General features: G+C 64.9%; 18 protein-coding genes and 1 tRNA gene. 12 read left to right on the top strand and 7 right to left on the bottom strand.

Annotated elements, in window-relative coordinates:
• Positions 1 to 659 precede the first annotated feature (659 nt).
• From pheT to CBW24_RS13215, 6 genes are all read left to right on the top strand, one after another.
• Positions 660 to 3,077, top strand: a complete 2,418-nt coding sequence (gene pheT, locus CBW24_RS13240; protein ID WP_097373861.1) for a phenylalanine--tRNA ligase subunit beta — start codon at positions 660 to 662, stop codon at positions 3,075 to 3,077.
• Positions 3,078 to 3,173: 96 nt separating this feature from the next.
• Positions 3,174 to 3,629 (top strand): YtoQ family protein, encoded by a 456-nt coding sequence (locus CBW24_RS13235; protein WP_097373860.1) that lies wholly within the window; start codon positions 3,174 to 3,176, stop codon positions 3,627 to 3,629.
• 214 nt (positions 3,630 to 3,843) lie between these two features.
• On the top strand, positions 3,844 to 4,464 hold the full coding sequence (gene rpsD / locus CBW24_RS13230) for a 30S ribosomal protein S4 (RefSeq protein WP_088664615.1): 621 nt from the start codon (positions 3,844 to 3,846) through the stop codon (positions 4,462 to 4,464).
• Positions 4,465 to 4,676: 212 nt separating this feature from the next.
• Positions 4,677 to 5,771: a histidinol-phosphate transaminase gene (gene hisC, locus CBW24_RS13225; protein WP_097373859.1), complete on the top strand. Its 1,095-nt coding sequence runs from the start codon at positions 4,677 to 4,679 to the stop codon at positions 5,769 to 5,771.
• Positions 5,768 to 6,682, top strand: coding sequence for a prephenate/arogenate dehydrogenase family protein (locus CBW24_RS13220; protein WP_097373858.1), 915 nt, complete (start codon positions 5,768 to 5,770; stop codon positions 6,680 to 6,682). The genes hisC and CBW24_RS13220 overlap by 4 nt, the downstream gene beginning before the upstream one ends.
• 35 nt (positions 6,683 to 6,717) lie before the next feature.
• Positions 6,718 to 7,713, top strand: coding sequence for an extensin-like domain-containing protein (locus tag CBW24_RS13215; RefSeq protein ID WP_097374245.1), 996 nt, complete (start codon positions 6,718 to 6,720; stop codon positions 7,711 to 7,713).
• 7 nt (positions 7,714 to 7,720) lie between these two features.
• Here the strand turns inward: CBW24_RS13215 and CBW24_RS13210 are convergent, their stop codons facing one another.
• Positions 7,721 to 8,713 (bottom strand): DUF2125 domain-containing protein, encoded by a 993-nt coding sequence (locus CBW24_RS13210; protein ID WP_097373857.1) that lies wholly within the window; start codon positions 8,711 to 8,713, stop codon positions 7,721 to 7,723.
• An 80-nt stretch (positions 8,714 to 8,793) separates the two neighbouring features.
• On the opposite strand from CBW24_RS13210, the gene CBW24_RS13205 reads away from it, so the two are divergent.
• The 3 genes from CBW24_RS13205 to CBW24_RS13195 are packed head-to-tail and all read left to right on the top strand — an operon-like array spanning position 8,794 to position 12,454.
• Positions 8,794 to 9,363, top strand: a complete 570-nt coding sequence (locus tag CBW24_RS13205; protein ID WP_088664611.1) for a gamma-glutamylcyclotransferase — start codon at positions 8,794 to 8,796, stop codon at positions 9,361 to 9,363.
• 57 nt (positions 9,364 to 9,420) lie between these two features.
• Positions 9,421 to 10,620 carry a biopolymer transporter ExbB gene (locus CBW24_RS13200; RefSeq protein WP_232529808.1) on the top strand — a complete coding sequence of 400 codons (1,200 nt, stop codon included), beginning with the start codon at positions 9,421 to 9,423 and terminating at the stop codon, positions 10,618 to 10,620.
• 4 nt (positions 10,621 to 10,624) lie between these two features.
• Positions 10,625 to 12,454: a peptidoglycan -binding protein gene (locus CBW24_RS13195; RefSeq protein ID WP_097373856.1), complete on the top strand. Its 1,830-nt coding sequence runs from the start codon at positions 10,625 to 10,627 to the stop codon at positions 12,452 to 12,454.
• 104 nt (positions 12,455 to 12,558) lie between these two features.
• Here CBW24_RS13195 and CBW24_RS13190 read toward each other — a convergent pair whose 3' ends face one another.
• Positions 12,559 to 13,191: a GntR family transcriptional regulator gene (locus tag CBW24_RS13190; RefSeq protein WP_232529805.1), complete on the bottom strand. Its 633-nt coding sequence runs from the start codon at positions 13,189 to 13,191 to the stop codon at positions 12,559 to 12,561.
• Between the two features lie 265 nt (positions 13,192 to 13,456).
• On the opposite strand from CBW24_RS13190, the gene CBW24_RS13185 reads away from it, so the two are divergent.
• Positions 13,457 to 13,738 carry a hypothetical protein gene (locus CBW24_RS13185; protein WP_157773231.1) on the top strand — a complete coding sequence of 94 codons (282 nt, stop codon included), beginning with the start codon at positions 13,457 to 13,459 and terminating at the stop codon, positions 13,736 to 13,738.
• 194 nt (positions 13,739 to 13,932) lie between these two features.
• Here CBW24_RS13185 and CBW24_RS13180 read toward each other — a convergent pair.
• Together CBW24_RS13180 and CBW24_RS13175 are read right to left on the bottom strand one after the other, a co-directional pair.
• Positions 13,933 to 14,008: transfer RNA gene (locus tag CBW24_RS13180), tRNA-Ala, on the bottom strand.
• Positions 14,009 to 14,184: 176 nt separating this feature from the next.
• Positions 14,185 to 14,517 (bottom strand): TIGR02300 family protein, encoded by a 333-nt coding sequence (locus tag CBW24_RS13175; protein ID WP_088663485.1) that lies wholly within the window; start codon positions 14,515 to 14,517, stop codon positions 14,185 to 14,187.
• Between the two features lie 124 nt (positions 14,518 to 14,641).
• On the opposite strand from CBW24_RS13175, the gene CBW24_RS13170 reads away from it, so the two are divergent.
• Together CBW24_RS13170 and CBW24_RS13165 are read left to right on the top strand one after the other, a co-directional pair.
• Positions 14,642 to 15,445 (top strand): M48 family metallopeptidase, encoded by an 804-nt coding sequence (locus CBW24_RS13170; protein ID WP_097373854.1) that lies wholly within the window; start codon positions 14,642 to 14,644, stop codon positions 15,443 to 15,445.
• A 53-nt stretch (positions 15,446 to 15,498) separates the two neighbouring features.
• A complete protein-coding gene (locus tag CBW24_RS13165; protein ID WP_088663487.1) occupies positions 15,499 to 16,173 on the top strand; it encodes a GntR family transcriptional regulator in 675 nt (224 codons plus the stop codon).
• Here CBW24_RS13165 and CBW24_RS13160 read toward each other — a convergent pair.
• From CBW24_RS13160 to CBW24_RS13150, 3 genes are all read right to left on the bottom strand, one after another.
• Positions 16,142 to 17,155, bottom strand: coding sequence for a hypothetical protein (locus CBW24_RS13160; protein WP_097373853.1), 1,014 nt, complete (start codon positions 17,153 to 17,155; stop codon positions 16,142 to 16,144). The two genes, CBW24_RS13165 and CBW24_RS13160, sit on opposite strands and share 32 nt — an antisense overlap.
• Positions 17,156 to 17,358: 203 nt before the next feature.
• A complete protein-coding gene (lpdA, locus tag CBW24_RS13155; protein WP_088663489.1) occupies positions 17,359 to 18,753 on the bottom strand; it encodes a dihydrolipoyl dehydrogenase in 1,395 nt (464 codons plus the stop codon).
• A gap of 91 nt (positions 18,754 to 18,844) precedes the next feature.
• A complete protein-coding gene (locus CBW24_RS13150) occupies positions 18,845 to 19,240 on the bottom strand; it encodes an MAPEG family protein (protein WP_097373852.1) in 396 nt (131 codons plus the stop codon).
• Between the last annotated feature and the right edge of the window lies 1 nt (position 19,241).

Raw genomic sequence — 19,241 nt, 5'->3', positions numbered from 1 at the left:
TTACCGCGCACCCGGCCAATGCAGAAGCTCAACAACCGGTGTCTTCCAGATCCGGGCGGGAGACAAACGGCAGAGCATCGTGTTGACCCCAGGATCATTAGTCAGCGTCGCGCAGGTAAAGCTGCCGGCTTTGCCGCTATGATCTGATGGGACATTGGCTATGGCTAACGCTAACACAAACAAAACACCAAACACTGCGGGGCGCGTCAGCCAACTGGGCAGATCGGGATGAGGGGCCATACTGATAAACCTCGAACTCGTTAGATTCGGCCCCCACCAAATCCAAGTAATTCTTGGGACGTAAATGTGGCAAAATTGTGGCAAGAGAGGCAAAGTTGTGGCAGCCCTCTCGGCCGGACATGAAATCGCCTCATTCCGGTAGGCCCTCGCTATCCGCTCGGGTCCGGGGCCGCTAGCGCGAAAATACAACCGTGCGGTGATCGGCAGAATGATGCTCAACCCCGCCTGCCCTTTGCCCGGTTTCGCACCGCATCTTGCACGCGGCCCCTGCGGGTCGGGCTGCCCAGCCGCGCTTTCGCGTTACCGGTGCGGCGTGGCCATGCCTTCCCCTTGGCGCGGTGATCGGCTAGGAGAGCGTCCGACATGACCACAGACACGCAGCCCCCGCCCGCGGGGCCGGAAAACCAAAGGACGCTGAGATGAAATTCACCCTCGACTGGCTGAAGGATCATCTGGACACTCAGGCGCCGCTTGATGAGATCCTCGAGACGCTGACCGATCTGGGGCTTGAAGTCGAAGGGGTCGAAGATCCTGCCGCGAGCCTTGGTGCGTTTCGGATCTGCCGGGTCATTTCGGCGGAGCAGCACCCCGATGCCGACCGGCTGCGCCTGTGCCGCGTCGAAACATGGCCCAACGGCCCCGATGCCGCGTCCGAGGAGGTGCAGGTGGTCTGCGGTGCCCCGAATGCACGCACCGGGCTGGTCGGGGTTTTCGCCCCCGTGGGCACCCATGTGCCGGGCACGGGCGTCGATTTGAAGCCGGGGGTGATCCGCGGTGTTGAATCGAACGGGATGCTCTGCTCCGAGCGGGAGCTGATGCTGTCCGACGATCATGACGGCATCATCGACCTGCCGCAGGACGCGCCGCTGGGCGAACGTTTCATCGATTATCGGAAGCTCAACGATCCGGTGATCGAAATCGCGATCACCCCCAACCGCCCCGATGCACTGGCCGTGCGCGGAGTGGCGCGGGATCTGGCCGCGCGGGGCTTGGGCCAGTTGATCGCGCGCGAGGATGTGCAGGTCACAGGCGGGTTCCCCAGCCCGATTGCCGTAACCATCGACGCGGACGCGGCAGAGGCCGCACCGGTTTTCTACGGACGCCTGATCCGTGGCGTGAAAAACGGCCCCTCGCCCGAATGGTTGCAACGGCGGCTGCGCGCGATTGGTCTGCGCCCCATTTCCGCGCTGGTCGATGTGACGAACTACTTCGCCTATGACCGCGCCCGTCCGCTGCACGTCTTTGACGCGGCGAAGGTTGCAGGCAATCTGCGGGTGCATGCCGCGCAGGGCGGCGAAGAGCTGACCGGTCTGGATGAGAAAACCTACACCATGCCCGTCGGTGCCACGGTGATTTCCGACGATAACGGCGTGCAATCCATCGCGGGCGTGATGGGCGGTCTGGCGACCGGCGTGACGGATGACACCATCGATGTGTTTGTCGAATCCGCGTGGTTCGAGACTGTGCGCACCGCGCATACGGGCCGCGCGCTGAAAATCAATTCCGATGCGCGCTACCGTTTTGAGCGGGGTGTCGATCCGGACTGGACCGGGCCGGGGCTGGAGGCAGCAACGCAAATGATCTTGGATCTGTGCGGTGGTGAGCCGTCGGAGATCGTCAAGGCCGGGCAGGAGCCGGATCACGCCCGCGCGTATCGTTTGAACACCGCGCGGGTCGAAAGCCTTGTGGGGATGGAGATCCCGGCGGACACCCAGCGCGCGTCGCTGACCGCGCTTGGCTTCGTGCTGGATGGTGACATGGCGCAGGTGCCCAGCTGGCGCCCCGATGTGATGGGCGAGGCCGATCTGGTCGAAGAAGTCGCGCGCATCGCCTCGCTCACCCGGCTGGAAGGCAAGCCGCTTGCTCGTGTTCAGGCGGGTGTGCCGGAGGCGATCCTGACGCCCGCGCAGAAGCGCGAGCGGATGCTGCGCCGCACCATCGCCGCGCTCGGCTATAACGAATGCATCACCTATTCCTTTGTCGATCAGGCCGGTGCTGCGCTGTTTGGTGGCGGCACCGATGCGACCCGGCTGGAGAACCCGATCTCGTCCGAGATGAGCCACCTGCGTCCGGACCTGCTGCCCGGTCTGTTGCAGGCCGCTGCCCGCAATCAGGCGCGCGGGTTTGCCGATCAGGCGCTGTTTGAACTGGGTGCAGTGTTCCACGGTGGCGAGCCGGGGCAACAGGGCGTGATGGCTGCCGGTCTGCTAGTGGGCGCCAGCGCGCCGCGCGATCTGCATGGCACCCGTCGTCCTGTCGATCTGTTCGATGCCAAGGCAGATGTCGAAGCTGCACTGGCCGCCATCGGCGCACCCGCCAAGGCACAGATCCTGCGCGGCACTGCCGATTGGTGGCATCCAGGCCGCTCGGGCAAAATCTGCCTTGGCCCGAAAAAGGTGCTCGCCGTGTTCGGTGAAATTCATCCCAAGGTGCTGCGCGAGATGGGCGTGAAGGGTCCGGCGGTCGGCTTCACGATCTGGCCCGCCGAGGTGCCGTTCCCGAAATCCAGCTCGCCTGCCCGTGGCGCATTGGTGCTCAACGATCTGCAACCGGTCGAACGTGACTTCGCCTTTGTCGTCGATGCCGATGTCGAGGCGCTGACGCTGGTCAACGCCGCGCAGGGGGCCGACAAGGCGCTGATCGAGGAGGTTCGCGTGTTCGACGAATTCACCGGCGAGAAGGCCGCAGCCCAGATGGGCGCAGGCAAGAAGAGCCTCGCGATCAGCGTCCGTCTGCAACCGCAGGACCGCACCCTTACCGAAGACGAGATCGAAGCGGTGGGCCGCAAGGTCGTCGAGAAAGTCGCAAAGGCCACGGGCGGCGCGCTGCGCGGCTAGGCTTGACCCGCGCTATCTCGGGCAGGACTATTCTAAGCAACACGACGAGGCCGCACCGCAAGGCGCGGCCTCTGCCATGAGAAGAAGGATGGAAAGATGCAGGTTTATCTAAGTGGCGAGATCCATACCGACTGGCGCGAGCGGATCGTGAACGGGGTGGCGGCGTTGGGATCGGATCTGAATGTGCGGTTTGACGCGCCAGTCACGGATCACGCAGCAAGCGACGATTGCGGCGTGGCGATCCTTGGGGCGGAGACCGACAAGTTCTGGCACGACCACAAAGGCGCGAAGCTTAACGCCATCCGCACCCGCACCGCGATCGAGGCCGCCGATGTCGTGGTCGTGCGCTTTGGCGATCAGTATAAGCAGTGGAATGCGGCGTTTGACGCGGGCTATGCGACGGCACTTGGCAAGGCGCTGATCGTGCTGCACGGGCCCGACCACGCGCACGCGTTAAAGGAGGTCGACGCCGCCGCGTTGGCCGTGGCTGAAACGCCGGAACAGGTGGTGCAGATCCTGACCTACGTTCAAACCGGTAAGCTGCCCGGCTGAGCGTGCACACAGGCCTGCCCGCCTGTCGCGGTTGACAGTGCGGGGCAGGGCTGTATAAGCCCGCCATCCCGGTCGGATGCATCTGCGTCAGGCCGGGTTTTCATTGGTGTTGGTGGCCCCCGCAAGGGGATGCCTGTCGCCCCCGCAAGATCGCCGCGTCTGCGCGGTGGGGAGAGGACAACGCCCTTCGATATTTTTAGAAGGAGATCAGACGGTGACCAAACGCACCTCTGCCAAGTACAAGCTCGACCGCCGTATGGGCGAAAACATCTGGGGCCGCGCCAAATCCCCGGTGAACCGCCGTGAATACGGCCCCGGCCAGCACGGCCAGCGCCGCAAGGGCAAGCTCAGCGACTTCGGTCTGCAGCTGCGCGCCAAGCAGAAGCTGAAAGGCTACTACGGCGACCTGACCGAGAAACAGTTCCGCCGCATCTTTGCCGAAGCCGAGCGTGTGCGCGGCGACACCGGCGAGCTGCTCATCGGTCTGCTGGAGCGCCGTCTGGATGCTGTCGTTTACCGCGCGAAATTCGTGCCGACCGTGTTCGCAGCCCGTCAGTTCGTGAACCACGGTCATGTTCTGGTGAACGGCAAGCGCGTGAACATCCCCTCCTACCGCGTGAAGGAAGGCGATGTGATCGAGGTCCGCGAGAAGTCCAAGCAGATGGCCGCGATCCTCGAAGCGACCCAGCTGCCCGAGCGCGATGTGCCCGACTACCTCGAAGTCGACCACAACAAGCTGACCGCGACCTTCGTGCGTATGCCCGGCCTCAGCGATGTGCCCTACCCGGTGCACATGGAGCCGAACCTCGTCATCGAATTCTACGCTCAGAACTGATCCTGCCGGATCGTTCGGGCTTCCGACGACATGTTGAGAAAGGCCGCTCCGATCCGGGGCGGCCTTTTGCGTTATGGCAACGCGGTCATAGGACAGACTGGCGGGTGGGGACTCTGGCGCACTCCGCCCTTGTTTTTTGCCACCCCGCCCGTAGAACCGACCGGCACGATCACCCCCCGCCCGTTACGCCGACCGTCAGAAGGGAATTTTGAATGCCCCGCATCGCGCCGCAGCCCGGCATCATGGATATCGCGCTTTATGTCGGCGGGCAGTCCCGCGTCGAGGGCGTGGATGACGTGGTGAAGCTGTCCTCCAACGAAAACCCGTTCGGTCCCAGCCCGGCGGCAATCGAGGCAATCGCAGCATCGGCGGCACAGGCGCATCGCTATCCGTCCACCGACCATGCCGAGTTGCGCGCTGCCATCGGCGCGGTGCACGGGCTCGACCCGGAACGGATCATCTGCGGTGTCGGCTCCGACGAGATCATCCATTTCCTCAATCAGGCCTATGCCGGGCCGGGTGATGAGGTGCTGCATACCGAACATGGGTTCTCCATGTATAAGATTAGTGCCAAGGCCGCTGGGGCCACACCCGTGGAGGTGCCGGAGCGGGAGCGCGTGACGGATGTCGAGGCGCTGATTGCGGGTGTGACCGAGCGCACACGCTTGGTCTTTATCGCCAACCCCAACAACCCGACGGGCACGTTCATTGGAGAGCAGGATCTGCGCCGGCTGGCCGAGGGGCTGCCCGAGGATGTGATCCTTGTCCTTGACGGTGCCTATGCCGAATTCGCGGAGGGCTATGACGGTGGCGCCGCGCTGGTCGACGAATTCCCCAACGTGGTGATGACGCGCACCTTCTCGAAGCTTTACGGGCTGGGCGGGCTGCGCATTGGCTGGGCCTATGCCGCGCGCGAGGTGATCGACGTGCTCAATCGCATTCGCGGGCCGTTCAACCTGTCCAACACACAGCTTGCCGCGGCCGAGGCTGCGGTGCGTGATCGTGCCTATATTGCCAACTGTCTGAGGCAGAACGCGACCCAGCGCGCGCGGCTGGCGCAGGGTCTGGCCGATCTGGGCATTCCTTCTGACCGCTCTGATGCGAATTTCATCCTTGCCCGTTTTACTGACGCGGCCGAGGCCGAGGCCTGCGATCTGTTCTTGCAATCCCGCGGTCTGATCGTGCGGCGCGTCGGCTCCTACAACCTGCCGCAGTGCCTGCGCATTACTGTGGGGGACGAGGCGGCGGTGACGCGGGTGCTGGACGCCGTGGCGGATTTCCGGGCCGAGCGGGGAGGTGCGGCATGAGCCGGGTCTACGACCGCGTTGCGCTGATCGGTCTGGGGCTGATCGCCGGGTCCATGTCGCTGGCGATCCGCCGCGCCGGTCTGGCAGCCGAGGTGACGGGCTATGCCCGGTCCGCCGAAACCCGCGCCACTGCGCGCGAGATTGGCCTGTGCGACCGCATCTGCGACACAGCGGCGGAGGCCGCGGCCGATGCCGATTTGGTCGTGCTGTGCGTGCCGATTGGCGCGATGGGGCCGGTGGCCGAGGAAATCGCCCCGCATCTAAAGCCGGGCGCCACCGTGTCGGATGTCGGCTCGGTCAAAAAGGCCGTGGTCGAGGCCGTCGCCCCGCATCTGCCCCAAGGCGTACATTTCATTCCCGCACATCCCTTGGCGGGGACCGAACATTCCGGCCCGCGCGCGGGATTTGCGGAGCTTTTCGACAATCGCTTTTGTTTGCTGGTGCCGGACGCCGACACGGATACAGACGCGCTGGAACGGTTGCGCGCGCTGTGGCGTGGCATGGGCGCGACGGTCGAGGATATGGACGCCGAGCACCATGATCTGGTGCTTGCCGTGACCAGCCACGCGCCGCACCTGATCGCCTATACGATGGTGGGTGTGGCGGATGATCTGCGCCGCGTGACCGACAGCGAGGTGATCCGTTATTCCGCCGCCGGGTTTCGCGATTTTACCCGCATCGCGGCGTCCGATCCGACGATGTGGCGCGATGTGTTTTTGAACAACAAGGAAGCCACGCTGGAGATCCTTGGCCGCTTCACCGAGGAGCTGTTCGCCCTGCAACGCGCGATCCGCACCGGCGATGGCGATCTGCTGTTCGATTATTTCACCCGAACGCGGGCGATCCGTCGCGGCATCATCGAGGCCGGGCAGGATACCGACGCCCCGGACTTTGGCCGCGTGAAGCGGTGAGCCGGGCGCAGGCTGCATATGGCGCGGCGCTGCTGATGCTGGTGCTGACACCGCTGTGCTCTGGGCCTGCATGGGCCGACGCGCCAGCCACTTCGCCACGGCCCGTGGCGCGCGTGGCGTCCGCACCTGCCGCGCCAGCCAAGCCTGTGCGCCACATCACACCCGCAGGACAGGTGCAGGCCGTTCCGCGTGTTGTGCGTGATCTGCCCGACAGCCGCGCCGTGACGCAGGCGGAGCGGGCGGACGGGGTGAAGCATGTGCAAATCATGCCAAGCGGCGTGGTCGTGCGGATCGGCGCGGACCTGCGGCCTAGCCCTCGCCCCGGTGATGCGGCGGCCAAGGGCGAGGCATTGGTGCGCGCGGCTGTGCCTGCCTCGGCGGTGTCGCCGCGCGGGCTTGCCCGGTCCCTGCGCCCCGAGGCAAGGCCGCAAAACCTCAAACGTCGCAGTGCCGCCGCCGCGATGTTGGTCGCGCAGCCCGTGCCCCGCGTGGGCACCAATGTCCAAGGTTCGGTCTGTGGCAGCCGCTCGATCCGGGGCGTGACCATTGCGCCCGTTCCGGGGCGGATCAAGGGCTGTGGCATCCCCGGCGACGCGGTAAAGGTGTCAGCGGTGGCAGGCGTGCCGCTCAGCGCGACAGCCACGATAGACTGCACCACCGCCCGCGCGCTGGATCAATGGGTGGAGCAGGGGGTGAAACCGGCGGTCGGGCGTATGGGGGGCGGTCTGGCCTCGATCCGGGTGGTTGCGACCTACTCCTGCCGGACCCGCAACAACCAGCCCGGCGCGAAGGTCAGCGAACACGGGCGCGGGCGGGCTGTCGATGTCGCCGGGTTCAAGCTGGCCAATGGCCATGAATTATCGGTGCTGAAAGACTGGAACAACGGCACTGCGGGCGAACGTCTGCGCCGGATGCACAAAGCCGCCTGCGGCCCCTTCGGCACGGTTCTGGGACCGGCGTCGGACCGGTTTCACCGCGATCATTTCCACCTTGATACCGCGCGCTACCGGTCAGGCAGCTACTGCCGCTGATCCCGGCTCACTGCACGCGCAACACGGGCGCGGGGCCAAGCGGCACGGGGCCAAGGAACATCCGCCCATCGCGGAAACTCAACGGCAGGCTCAGCGTTTCGCTGCCGCCTGCGAAAAATCCCGCAGCGCTGGCGATGGTGCGCGCCTGTTCGGCAGGCAGTAGCCCGGCTTGCGTCGCGATATCCAGAAGCTTGCGCCAACCCTTTGCGGAAAGGTCCAATTCCCCTTCGGGGCGGCCATCGTCGCGGATCTCGATATCGCCGGTGCCGGTGATTTCCACCTCCCCCCACTCAAGCGAGGCATCACGCAGGGCAATCCGCTGCGCCTGCGGCGTGGGCCCCTGAAGGCTGTGCCGGGTCCACGGCTGATCGAAGGTGATCTGCATGTCCGCCGACAGCGTTTCGACCCGGCGGGGCAGATCGGCCCCGCCCAGCAGCGCGGTGACCTGCGGGGGTAGGCTCAACGCGTCGATTTCCAACGCCACATCGCGGATGCGGGCATCGTCCTGACCCATCGCGGGGCGCGCCGCCAGCAGGGCGCGGTCGGCGGATACGGTCCAATCCAGATCGGAGGTGACGCGCGGCGCCTCTACCACCAATTGCGCGCGGTTCAGCGTCAGATCGGTCTCCGGCTCGAACACCGCCGATCCGCGCATGCGCTCGCTCGTCAGGGTCAGCGCCTGTCCGGGCACGATCAGGCGCTGGGTCTCGGGCCAGACGGCGATGACGTGATGCGGGCGGTAGCTCAGCGCCATGACCTGAAAAAAGGGCGCTTCCCATGTCCAGCGACCAGCGCTGTCGGCGATCCGCACGCCATCAAGCGTGGTGTCGAACCGGTTGGGATAGCCGTGCACCTCGGCCTCGGCCCATGACAGGTCGAGGCCCGCCTGCGCGCGGCCTTCGATCTGGGCCAGTCCACGCTGCAGCGCGGTCTTGCCCACGATCCAATAGCCAGACCACAACGCGGCCAGCACGATGACGAGCACGGTAAGCTTGCGCATGTTCCCTCCGCAGGAGACGCGCCGGATCTTTTACTGGCGCCCGCCTGCGTTTACAGGGGGGTAAGCAGAAGGACCAGCCCATGACCGTTCACGACAGCGATATCCCCGATCCGCTCTGGGTTTTCGGCTATGGCAGCCTGATCTGGAATCCGGGCTTTGACGTGGCCGAGCAAAGCGTCGCGCGGCTGACCGGGTATCACCGCGCGTTCTGCATGCGCTCTATCCACCATCGCGGCACGCCGGAGGCGCCGGGTCTGGTGCTGGCGCTCGATCAGGCGGCAGGCGCGGCCTGCACGGGGGTGGCGTTCCGTGTCGCGCCGGGCACCGAAGCCACTACGCTGGCGGAACTGCGCGACCGCGAGCTGGTGTCATCGGCCTATCTGGAAACCGTGCAGACCTTGCGCCTGATTGACGGGCGGCAGGTGCGCGCGCTGGCCTATGTCATCGATCCCGAACATGTTCAGTATTGCGGCGGTCTGGGGCTGGAGGAACAGGCAGGCATCATCGCGGCAGCCACCGGCGGGCGTGGACCTAATGACGAATATCTCATCAATACCGCCAGCCATCTGACCGAATTGGGCATCGCGGATGCCGATCTGGACTGGCTGGTCACGAGAGTGTGTGCGCTCAGGGCCACGTCGTCCGAATGATTCTTGGCATCCCCGCTCGTGGCTCCTAATGTCGGGCGCAATAAAAAAGGGGTCCAGATGTCTCCCAAGGACATGAGCGGTACCGAGGTCGAGCCGCATTTCTCACTGCCGATACGCCAGGTCACCGTGATGCTGGTGGTGATCGCCCTCGTCGCCGGGGGCGGTTGGCTGATCCTGCCGCGGGTCATGGCGGTGGTGGTGTCGAACCCGTTTCTGAACGGGCTGATCTTTACCGTGTTCCTGATCGGCATCCTCGCCTGTTTTTGGCAGGTCTGGCAGCTGTGGAGTTCGGCGCGCTGGATCAACGTGTTCGTCAGCGCCGATACGGCCCATGCCGGACGCCCGCCGCGCCTGCTGGCCCCCCTGGCCGCGCTGTTGCGGTCGCGCGGCGCGCGGATGCAGATGGCGGCAAGCTCCTCACGTTCCATCCTCGAATCCGTCGCCACCCGGATCGAAGAGGCGCGCGACATTACGCGCTACCTCGTGAACCTGCTGATTTTCCTTGGGCTTTTGGGCACGTTCTATGGGCTGGCTACGACCGTCCCGGCGGTGGTCGAAACCATCCGCTCCCTCGCCCCGCAGGAAGGCGAAGCGACAGTCGATGTGTTCTCGCGGTTGATGACCGGGCTTGAGGCGCAGTTGGGCGGTATGGGCACGGCGTTTGGCTCCTCGCTCTTGGGGTTGGCCGGGTCGCTTGTGGTCGGGCTGCTGGAGCTATTCGCGAGCCACGGCCAGAACCGGTTTTATCGCGAGCTGGAGGAATGGCTGTCGAGCATCACGCGCGTGGGCTTTTCCGATGCCGAAGGCGGCGGGGAGCAGGGCGCGGTTGCCGCAATCCTTGACCATATGTCCGATCAGATGGAAGCGATGCGGCAGATGTTCACCGAGGCCGACGTGAACCGCGCGCTGGTCGAGGAGAAGCTGAGCACCGTCGCGGATGCGGTCATGGGCCTGACCCAAAGGCTGGAAACCCCAGATGCCGCTCAGACCCGCGCGCTTGACCGGCTGGCCGAGGGGCAGGAGCGGCTGCTGGAGTTTTTCGAGAACCGCGAACTGGAAGGCAGCGAAGCAGGCGATGCCGAAAGCCGCATGCGTCTGCGCTCGATCGATGTGCAATTGCTGCGCATCTTCGAGGAAATGGCCGCCGGGCGGCAAGAAAGCGTGGCCGAGTTGCGCACCGACCTGCATGCCCTGACCCGTGAAATGCGCCGCTTGCGCCCGCGCGAAGTGACCGTCAGCGGCGAGCGGAGGAGCTGATCGCATGGCTTTGACGCGCCGTGGTATGAACCGGATGTCCGGGTCGATCTGGCCCGGCTTCGTCGACGCCATGACAGCGTTGCTGCTGGTGCTGATGTTCGTCCTCACGATCTTCATGATCATGCAGTTCATGCTGCGCGAGACGATTTCAGGGCAGGAAACCGAACTGGACGAGCTGTCGGGAGAGGTCTCCGCGCTGGCCGATGCGCTGGGGCTGGAGCGCCAGCGCGCGGCGGCATTGGAAACCACGGCGGACGCGCGCGAGCAGGCCTTGGCCGAAGCAAGCGAACGCGCCCGGGCGCAGGATCGTCTGATCGCGTCGCTCACCGGTCAGCTGACCGAGGCGGAGGAGACCCTTGGCGCCGCGCAGGACCGCATTGCCAGTTTCGAGGATCGTGTTGCCAGCCTTCTCGCCCAGCGGGACGAGGCCCGCGCGCAGGGCGATGCCTTGGCCGCTGATCTGGCCGATAGCGAAGCGGCGCGCGATGCGCTCGACACCGCGCTGGCCGCCGCCCGGTCCGAGGTGGACGGAGCCGAGGAAACCGCCCGCCTTGCCGCCGCCCGTCGCGAGGCGTTGGATGCGCTGGTGGCCGATCTGCGCGCCCGCAACGCCGAGCAAGAGGCCCAGTTGACCGAAGCCGAGGCCGAGCAAGCCCGGCTGGCCGAGGAACTGTCCGCCGAAGAACGCGCCAAACTGGCCGAAACCGCCGCTGCTCAGGCGCTGCGTGAACGGCTTGCCGGGGCCGAGGATGAACTGACCGCGATGACGCTGGCGCTGGAAGAGCAACGCCGCGATGCCGAAGAAACGCTGACCCTGCTCGCCGCCGCCCGCCGCGCGGAAGAAGACCTCGACGCGCGCCTTGCCGCCGCTCTTACTGCCCGTGACGCCGCACAGGAGGTGGCGGGCACAGTGGAGGGGCTACAGGATCAGATCGCCCGCCTGACCGCCGAGAACGATGCACTGCGCACCGAAATCGGCGATGTGGCGGAGGTCCGCGAGAAGCTTGCCGCCGCTGTCGCTGCGCGCGCCGATGCCGAACTGACCGCCGAGCAGCGCCTGTCGGAGGCCGAGGAACGCGCGGCCTTGCTTGCTGTGGCGAATGCCGAACTTGGCCGCGCCGAAAGCCGCTCCGCCGAGGCCGAGCGCAAGCTGGCCTTGCTGAACGAACAGGTTGCCGCATTGCGCGGACAATTGCAGGCGCTTCAGGATACGCTGGATATCGCCGCGTCCGAGGATCAGGCCGCGCAGGTGCAGATTGAAAGCCTTGGCTCGCAGCTGAACGCCGCACTGGCCCGTGCCGCCGCCGAGCAGCGCCGCCGCGCCGCGCTGGAGGAGGCCGAGCGGCGCCGGTTGGAGGAAGAGGCCCGCAACCTTGAAAACTACCGCTCCGAATTCTTTGGTCGTCTGCGCGATCTGCTGGGCAATCAGGAAGGTGTGCGGATCGTCGGCGACCGGTTCGTATTCTCCTCCGAGGTGCTGTTTCCGCAGGGCCAAGCTGACCTGACCGCCGCAGGGCGGGCTGAGATTGCGAAGGTGTCCGACCTGCTGCTGTCGATCGCAAGCGAGATCCCCGAAGGCATCGACTGGATCATCCGCGTCGATGGCCACACTGACAACGTGCCGCTGTCAGGGCAGGGGGAGTTCGCGGATAACTGGGAGTTGAGCCAAGCCCGCGCGCTTTCCGTCGTGCGCTATATGAGCGATGTCGAAGGCATCCCGCCTCAGCGGCTGTCGGCCAACGGGTTCGGGGAATACCAGCCGGTAAACCCCGCCAATACCGAATCCGCCCGTGCCCAGAACCGCCGGATCGAGTTGAAGCTGACCGAGCGGTGACCTGAGGGTCCGAGTTTTCTGGTAGGGCAGCAGATCACACGCACGCCCGCGCCACCCGGTCTGGCACCCCTTTTCGGGGAGGGCGACCGGGGGCAGGGAGCGTCTCAGGCGGTGGTCGCGTATTTCTTGCTGATACCCGCCGCCGTTTGCCAGACAGCAGAGGCGCCACCTTCGGACGCGGCTTCGATCAGTCGATTCACGCTGCTTTCGAAGTTCTGCCAATGCAGTTCCGGCTCGTGACGGACCGAGTCGAGCCGCCAGCGCAGCAGCCGCCAATAGGCCGCGATGACAGCATCCCAGACGATGTCGTCATTGATGACGCTGCAAATCGCGCGGGTGACCCGGCTCGACAGCTTGGCGTATAGATCAAGCGTGCGCTCGGTCTTCATGCTGAGGATGCCGTGGACGCTGGACAGTTCAAGGAAGCTGTCGCTCGACAGGCTCATGCCGTCGCAATGACGTGCTGCGACCTGAGCGAAGTCTTTGAAGACGAGGAAACATTCCTCGCGATCACTTGGCTGCAATTGCACCACGCGCGTTCCCACGCCTGGCTTGATTTCAACGAGGTGCTCCCGGGCAAGGCGTTGCAGCGCCTGCCGGACCGGAGTTCTCGAATGCCCGAATTCGCGGGCCAATTCATTCTCATGCAGCACGAAGCTTTTGGTCGGCGGTGTCAGGCAAATTCGCAGCCTTAACGCGTCGAGCATTTCCTGCTGACTATAGTCTCCACTCGGCATTGTGCATCTCCCATGCGCCCCGGTGAACATGTATACCGCGGTGCTGCTTTAGTCGAGATACTTGATCGTGAACCAGCGAAAACTGACAAATCGCGCGTTTCCTTAACAAAGTGACGCTGCGTCGTTAACCGTATGCTCCTTTTTGACATGCTTTTGCCACATTCTTGCCCCAATGTGAATGCTTGTATACAGCAGTACAGGCACACTAGAGGACTTGTTCACCATGTTGCAGTTGGTATCCACTACCCCACATGCACCCTGTGGCATGACGTTCAATGTTCGCGGGACGCCTGTATTTGTCACCGAAGCCCAGTTTTCGCAGGTCCGGAGGGAGCGCTCCTTCAATCGTGTGGAAGCCGTGGTGGAGGTGTCGCATCTCGGACCGAACGGTCTGACCTCAACGACGAAGGTGTACACCAACGTCCCCGCTGCCCGTCGCAAGACGGGTCAGCTTCGGCTTGCGCTGATCCATAGCGCGCTCTGCCTGGCGGCATGGCGCAGCGCAGCCACCGAGCAATCCCGCCAACAGCAAAGGAGGGCTGTTTGACGAGTACGTCTTGTTATCGATGACGAGTACTATCTGTCACTGCTGACCCTTGCCCCCCGTTTATCGGGGGGCTTTTTTTTGGCTGGGACCGACAGACCGCGAACAACAGCGCAAAGGCGCCTCCATCGCGTTCAGGCGAGATGCAATGCGGAAAGCGATCGGGTCGCAAAATAACGCTGACATATAGGAGAAAATGGTGGAGCCTAGGGGAGTCGAACCCCTGACCTCTTGCATGCCATGCAAGCGCTCTCCCAACTGAGCTAAGGCCCCTGTAGGCGCGGGTTCTAGGGTCCGGCGGGGGGGAGCGCAAGTGAAAATTTCACTCCCAGACCACCTTTTTACGACCCCGGTCATCACGCGCCAGATGGCGGGGTAAATCGTCCGGCCCGGGGCGTGCCCGCGCCTGACGGCGGTATGCGCGGCCGCATCCGGGCCGCGCCGTTCACTCAGCTGTCGTCGTCGTCCGAGGCAACGTCTGCGATGTCGTCCAGCGACACATCATCGTCGTCGTCGTCTTCGAGGACATCATCGCCCAGATCGACATCGGTATCGTCGTCATCATCGTCCAGCACATCGGCGTCGTCATCGACATGCGCCTTCTCTTTGCTGACTTTGGCCTTCTCGGCCTTGCTGACGGACGCGCGCGATTTGGCGTTGCCGGTGTCGATCGTGACGACCTCACCGGTATAGGGGCTGACGATCGGGTCGCGATTCAGGTCGTAGAACCGTTTTCCGGTCGTCGGGCAAACGCGCTTGACGCCCCATTCTTCCTTGGGCATGGGTTTCCCTTCTCGTGATCCGCTTTGATAAAGTCGGGGCGATGCCATGTATCGCGGGACCTGTCAAAGCCTTTATGATGGATCGCAGCTAAGGGCGTCGCCCGTGTGATGCAAGGGCAAAGACATGCCCGCACGGGGGCACGGCACCTTGAATGCAGGGGACGGTGTGGACGAGATCGAATTGCCCGGTGATCCGACGATCACGATCCGCTTGCGGCGCTCGGCCGCGGCGCGGCGGTATTTGTTGCGGGTGTCGCGGCTGGACGGTCGCGTGACGCTGACCTTGCCGCGCCGCGGGTCCAAGCGCGAGGCGCTGAACTTCGCCCGCGAGAAGGCCGCATGGATCCGTCAGCACCTGACCGACCGCCCTTGCACGGTCGAGGCGCTGCCCGGTGCGCAGATCCCGGTCGAGGGGCGCATGCGCGTGTTGGAACGTGCTCCGGTCCGGCGTTTGCGGCTTGAGCCTGACCGACTGCTGCTGCCTGCGGGGCGTGCAGGGGGGCCGTCCGCAATTGCCGCCTTCCTGCGGGAACTGGCGCGCGACCGGCTGCGCGGCGCATCCGATCATCACGCGGCGGCGCTGGGCCTGTCCTTCACCCGGCTGACACTGCGTGACACGCGGTCCCGCTGGGGGAGTTGTTCGTCGCAGGGCGCGCTCATGTATAGCTGGCGTCTGATCCTCGCGCCGCCTGCGGTGCTGGATTATGTCGCCGCGCATGAGGTGGCCCATCTGGAGGAAATGAACCATGCGCCCGCATTCTGGGCCGTGGTGGCCCGAACCTGCCCCGATTACGCGACGCCGCGCAAATGGCTGCGCGATCATGGGGAGGAACTGCACCGCTATCGGTTCGACGGGACCACCGCAGACGCTGCGGCGGCTGTAGACACGGATACCACGGCGCATACCGGCGACCATGCGGCCCGCTGAGTGCGGTTGCAAAGCAGATTGACCTGCGCCCCGGCGCTGAACAGAGTGACGCCATGCTGTTGAACCAACGCCCCTCCGAGCCTGCGGCAGGCACGCCCGTTCCCGCGCCCGGCTCCGCCCATGACCGGGTCTACCGGGCCTTGCGCACGCGCATCATGCACGGAGAGATCATGCCCGGTGCCTCGCTGACCCTGCGTGGCATCGGTCGGGATTACGGCGTGTCCATGACGCCTGCGCGCGAATCGGTGCGGCGGCTGGTGGCCGAGGGCGCGCTGATGTTGTCGAGTTCCGGGCGGGTCTCCACCCCCGAGCTGTCGCAGGACCGGTTGGAGGAGTTGGCCGCCCTGCGTGCGCTATTGGAGCCAGAACTCAGTTCCCGCGCGCTGCCCCGTGCCCATATGGCGCTGATTGATCGGTTGCAGACCATCAACGGCAGTATCGCCGAAGCAATCCAGCGCCATGATGCGGTGGGCTACATTCGCAGCAACCTGGAATTTCACCGGACACTTTATCTGCGGGCGCAGGCCCCCGCCATGCTGGCCATGGCGGAAACCGTGTGGCTGCAATTGGGGCCGACGATGCGGGCGCTTTACGGGCGGCTGAACCGCACGACGACGCCCTATCACCATCAGCTTATCGTCGCGGCATTGAAGGCAGGGGATGAACCCTCGCTCCGGCTTGCCGTGCGGGGCGACGTCACACAGGGGCTGAAGCTGCTGGCGGCGTGATCTCGGCTGTTGGGTCTGTCGGGCGGGTCAGGGCGCGGCGCACCTGATGCACGGGCGTGGGCGCGGCCAAGGGCGGCACGGTATTTTCCCGCGCCAGCGGTCCAATCCGGGCGGCGAGGGCGGTTGCGTTCCGGCGGCAGGCCCGCACTTCGTCTTCGGTCAGGCCAAAGGCGGTGCCAAGCGTCAGGACAAATTGCGCCTCGGCTTCGCGCCGGGCGCCACCGCGAAACTCCGTCACCAGAATCGCGCCGCTCAGCAGAACCCGGCGCTGGGCGCGGGACATGCCGTCGCCGAACCGGCGCAGGTGGTCTAGGGGCACCCGGCGAATGGCCAAGCCGTATTTGCGGGTGATCCGCTCGGGCACGACAGGCGTGTCGGTGAGGGCGGTCGCGATCCGGGCGATGGCATGGCATTTGGCGGGGGACAGGCGCTGCTCCTTGGCGCAAGCCGCCTGACACATCACATCAATGAGCCGGGACTGAAAGCCGCTGGCTGACATCGATTCCTTTGCTTGCCGCGCCGTGTCCTCTTCTTCTGCGGTGGGGGTATGACCCGGCCCGCCACGCAGCCGCCACCACGCGCCAGCCCCTGCGGAGGCCAGCGCGAGCAATGGCAGCAAGAACCCGGTCAGCCGGTCCATGCGGGACAAGTTGGGCACCAGTTTCACGGCGTCAGGCAGCAGCCCCGCTTGGCGCATCGACAAAATTTCGGACGGATTGAGAAGCGAGGTCGAGGACGGCGTGCGGCAATTGTCGCGCGACAGCACATAGCCGACCGAACTGCGCCACATGCCCAGCCCCAGCACATGGGACTTCCGCGTCATATGGCACAAGACCAGCGGCTGCTGCGCCGCGTCGAGCATCTGTGTGGCGCTGACGAATGTCAGCTCCCGTATCTCCGGCAGGAGCGCGCGCGCTCTGGCGTCCTCCGTCTGGGCGACGACAGCCAACAGGCCTGCCGCCATCACTGTCACAAGCTTCATACTGCTGTCCTTCATAGGGCGTCTTTGGCCCCTTCTCGTTAAAGTTGATGGCAAAACGCGAAGGAATTAAGGCACAGGCATGGCCAATTTCGGCAAATTGCGGTGGCGCACCGCGTGGTTCCGTCCCGGCGCGGGGGAGCGGCCACGCATAAAAAAACGGAGCCCGAAGGCTCCGTTTTCAATCAGGCTCGACTGAATTGCGATCAGGCGTGGATCGCACCGTCGCCGCAGGCCAGCGCCGCTTCGCGCACAGCTTCGGAGAAGGTCGGATGAGCGTGACAGGTCAGGGCGAGATCCTGCGCGGACGCGCCAAACTCCATCGCCACGCAGACCTCATGGATCAGATCGCCCGCGCCGGGGCCGATGATATGAGCGCCGAGGATGCGGTCGGTGTCCTTATCCGCAAGGATCTTGACGAAACCATCGGCGGCGAACACGGCCTTGGCCCGGCCATTGCCCATGAAGGAAAACTTGCCGACCTTATAGGCGCGGCCTTCGTCCTTCAGCAGCTCCTCGGTCTGACCGACGAAGGCGACCTCGGGGTGGGTATAGATCACGCCGGGAATGACGCCGTAGTTCACATGGCCATGCTTGCCCGCGATTTCTTCGGCGACGGCCATGCCCTCATCCTCGGCCTTATGGGCGAGCATCGGGCCGGTGATCGCATCACCGATGGCGTAGATGCCTTTGACGTTGGTTTGCCAGCCTTTGTCGGTGGCGATCTGGCCGCGTTTGGTCAGTTCCACGCCGAGGGCGTCCAGCCCCAGCCCGTCGGTGAACGGCTTGCGCCCGGTGGCGACCAGCACCACGTCGGCGTCGAGGCTCGCCTCGCTGTCGTCCTTGCGCAGGGTGTAATGCACGGTCGCCTTGCCGCCGGAGGTTTCGACCTTCGACACGCCTGCGCCGGTGATGAAGTTGATGCCCTGCTTTTTCAGGATCTTCTGGAAGTTGCGCGAGACTTCCATATCAACGCCCGGAGTGATCTGGTCGAGATACTCGATCACCGTCACCTCGGAGCCCAGACGGGAATAGACGGAGCCCATTTCCAGCCCGATCACGCCACCGCCGATGACGATCATGCTCTTCGGCACCTTGGGCAGTTCCAGCGCGCCGGTGGAGGTCACGACGGTCTTTTCGTCGATCGTCACTTCGGCACCGGGGACAGACGCGGCCTCGGAACCGGATGCGATCACGATATGCTTCGCCTCGTGGACCTCATCGCCGACCTTAACCTTACCCGCCTCGGGGATCGAGCCCCAGCCCTTGAGCCAATCGATCTTGTTCTTCTTGAACAGGAATTCGATGCCTTTGGTATTCTGGCCGATCACGTCGTCTTTATAGGCCAGCATCTGCTTCCAATCGACCGACGGGGATTTGCCCTTCAGGCCCATCTTGGCGAAGTTATGCTCCGCCTCGTGCAGTTGGTGGCTGGCATGCAGCAGCGCCTTCGACGGGATGCAGCCCACGTTCAGGCAGGTGCCGCCGAGTGTCTCGCGGCCCTCGACGCAGGCGGTCTTGAGGCCGAGCTGCGCGCAACGGATCGCGCAGACATAGCCGCCGGGGCCGGAGCCGATCACGATCACATCATAGCTTGCCATTCATCTGGTCCTTCCTGGTCTCTTCAAAGGTTGTCGGGCATCGCGCGGGAGGGGCGCGGCCCGAGTGAGTATGTGCGGCAGGTCGCAGCCATCACAGCAGCGCCAGCAGATAAAGCGCCATCGTGGCGGTGAAGCCTACGCCCCAGATGGCGCTGCGCCAAGGCCGCCAGCCATAGGCATATGCGGGAATGTAAAGCGCGCGCGCCAGCAGGTAGGTCCATGCCAGCACGGCGGTCAGCGCCGTCGATTGCCCGGTCAGGCCAATCAGCAGCGCCGCCGGGGCGAATAGGGTCAGCCCCTCGAAATGGTTGGTGAGCGCGCGATGCAAACGCCCGGTCAGCGCAGACATCTCGCGCGACGGCGGTCGGTCGCGCGCAGAGGTGGTATAGCCCGAGCCCAATTCCAGATTGGCGGGCACGGCCATCAGCATGAACTGAAGGCCCTGCAACAAGCCCGCCAGCGCCAATACCGTTAGCTCAGCGGTCATG

Origin of the sequence: Pacificitalea manganoxidans, assembly GCF_002504165.1 — a bacterium.
Classification (GTDB): domain Bacteria; phylum Pseudomonadota; class Alphaproteobacteria; order Rhodobacterales; family Rhodobacteraceae; genus Pacificitalea; species Pacificitalea manganoxidans.
Note: the sequence above shows the minus strand (reverse complement) of the source record. Positions and strands in the feature narration are given on the sequence as shown.

Bases quoted from the DNA above. Each gene is read 5' to 3' on its own strand.
- pheT (WP_097373861.1), top strand. From the start codon at position 660: ATGAAATTCACCCTCGACTGGCTGAAGGATCATCTGGACACTCAGGCG.
- CBW24_RS13235 (WP_097373860.1), top strand. From the start codon at position 3,174: ATGCAGGTTTATCTAAGTGGCGAGATCCATACCGACTGGCGCGAGCGG.
- hisC (WP_097373859.1), top strand. From the start codon at position 4,677: ATGCCCCGCATCGCGCCGCAGCCCGGCATCATGGATATCGCGCTTTAT.
- CBW24_RS13220 (WP_097373858.1), top strand. From the start codon at position 5,768: ATGAGCCGGGTCTACGACCGCGTTGCGCTGATCGGTCTGGGGCTGATC.
- CBW24_RS13215 (WP_097374245.1), top strand. From the start codon at position 6,718: ATGCTGGTGCTGACACCGCTGTGCTCTGGGCCTGCATGGGCCGACGCG.
- CBW24_RS13210 (WP_097373857.1), bottom strand. From the start codon at position 8,713: ATGCGCAAGCTTACCGTGCTCGTCATCGTGCTGGCCGCGTTGTGGTCT.
- CBW24_RS13205 (WP_088664611.1), top strand. From the start codon at position 8,794: ATGACCGTTCACGACAGCGATATCCCCGATCCGCTCTGGGTTTTCGGC.
- CBW24_RS13200 (WP_232529808.1), top strand. From the start codon at position 9,421: ATGTCTCCCAAGGACATGAGCGGTACCGAGGTCGAGCCGCATTTCTCA.
- CBW24_RS13195 (WP_097373856.1), top strand. From the start codon at position 10,625: ATGGCTTTGACGCGCCGTGGTATGAACCGGATGTCCGGGTCGATCTGG.
- CBW24_RS13190 (WP_232529805.1), bottom strand. From the start codon at position 13,191: ATGCCGAGTGGAGACTATAGTCAGCAGGAAATGCTCGACGCGTTAAGG.
- CBW24_RS13185 (WP_157773231.1), top strand. From the start codon at position 13,457: ATGACGTTCAATGTTCGCGGGACGCCTGTATTTGTCACCGAAGCCCAG.
- CBW24_RS13175 (WP_088663485.1), bottom strand. From the start codon at position 14,517: ATGCCCAAGGAAGAATGGGGCGTCAAGCGCGTTTGCCCGACGACCGGA.
- CBW24_RS13170 (WP_097373854.1), top strand. From the start codon at position 14,642: ATGCCCGCACGGGGGCACGGCACCTTGAATGCAGGGGACGGTGTGGAC.
- CBW24_RS13165 (WP_088663487.1), top strand. From the start codon at position 15,499: ATGCTGTTGAACCAACGCCCCTCCGAGCCTGCGGCAGGCACGCCCGTT.
- CBW24_RS13160 (WP_097373853.1), bottom strand. From the start codon at position 17,155: ATGAAGCTTGTGACAGTGATGGCGGCAGGCCTGTTGGCTGTCGTCGCC.
- lpdA (WP_088663489.1), bottom strand. From the start codon at position 18,753: ATGGCAAGCTATGATGTGATCGTGATCGGCTCCGGCCCCGGCGGCTAT.
- CBW24_RS13150 (WP_097373852.1), bottom strand. From the start codon at position 19,240: ATGACCGCTGAGCTAACGGTATTGGCGCTGGCGGGCTTGTTGCAGGGC.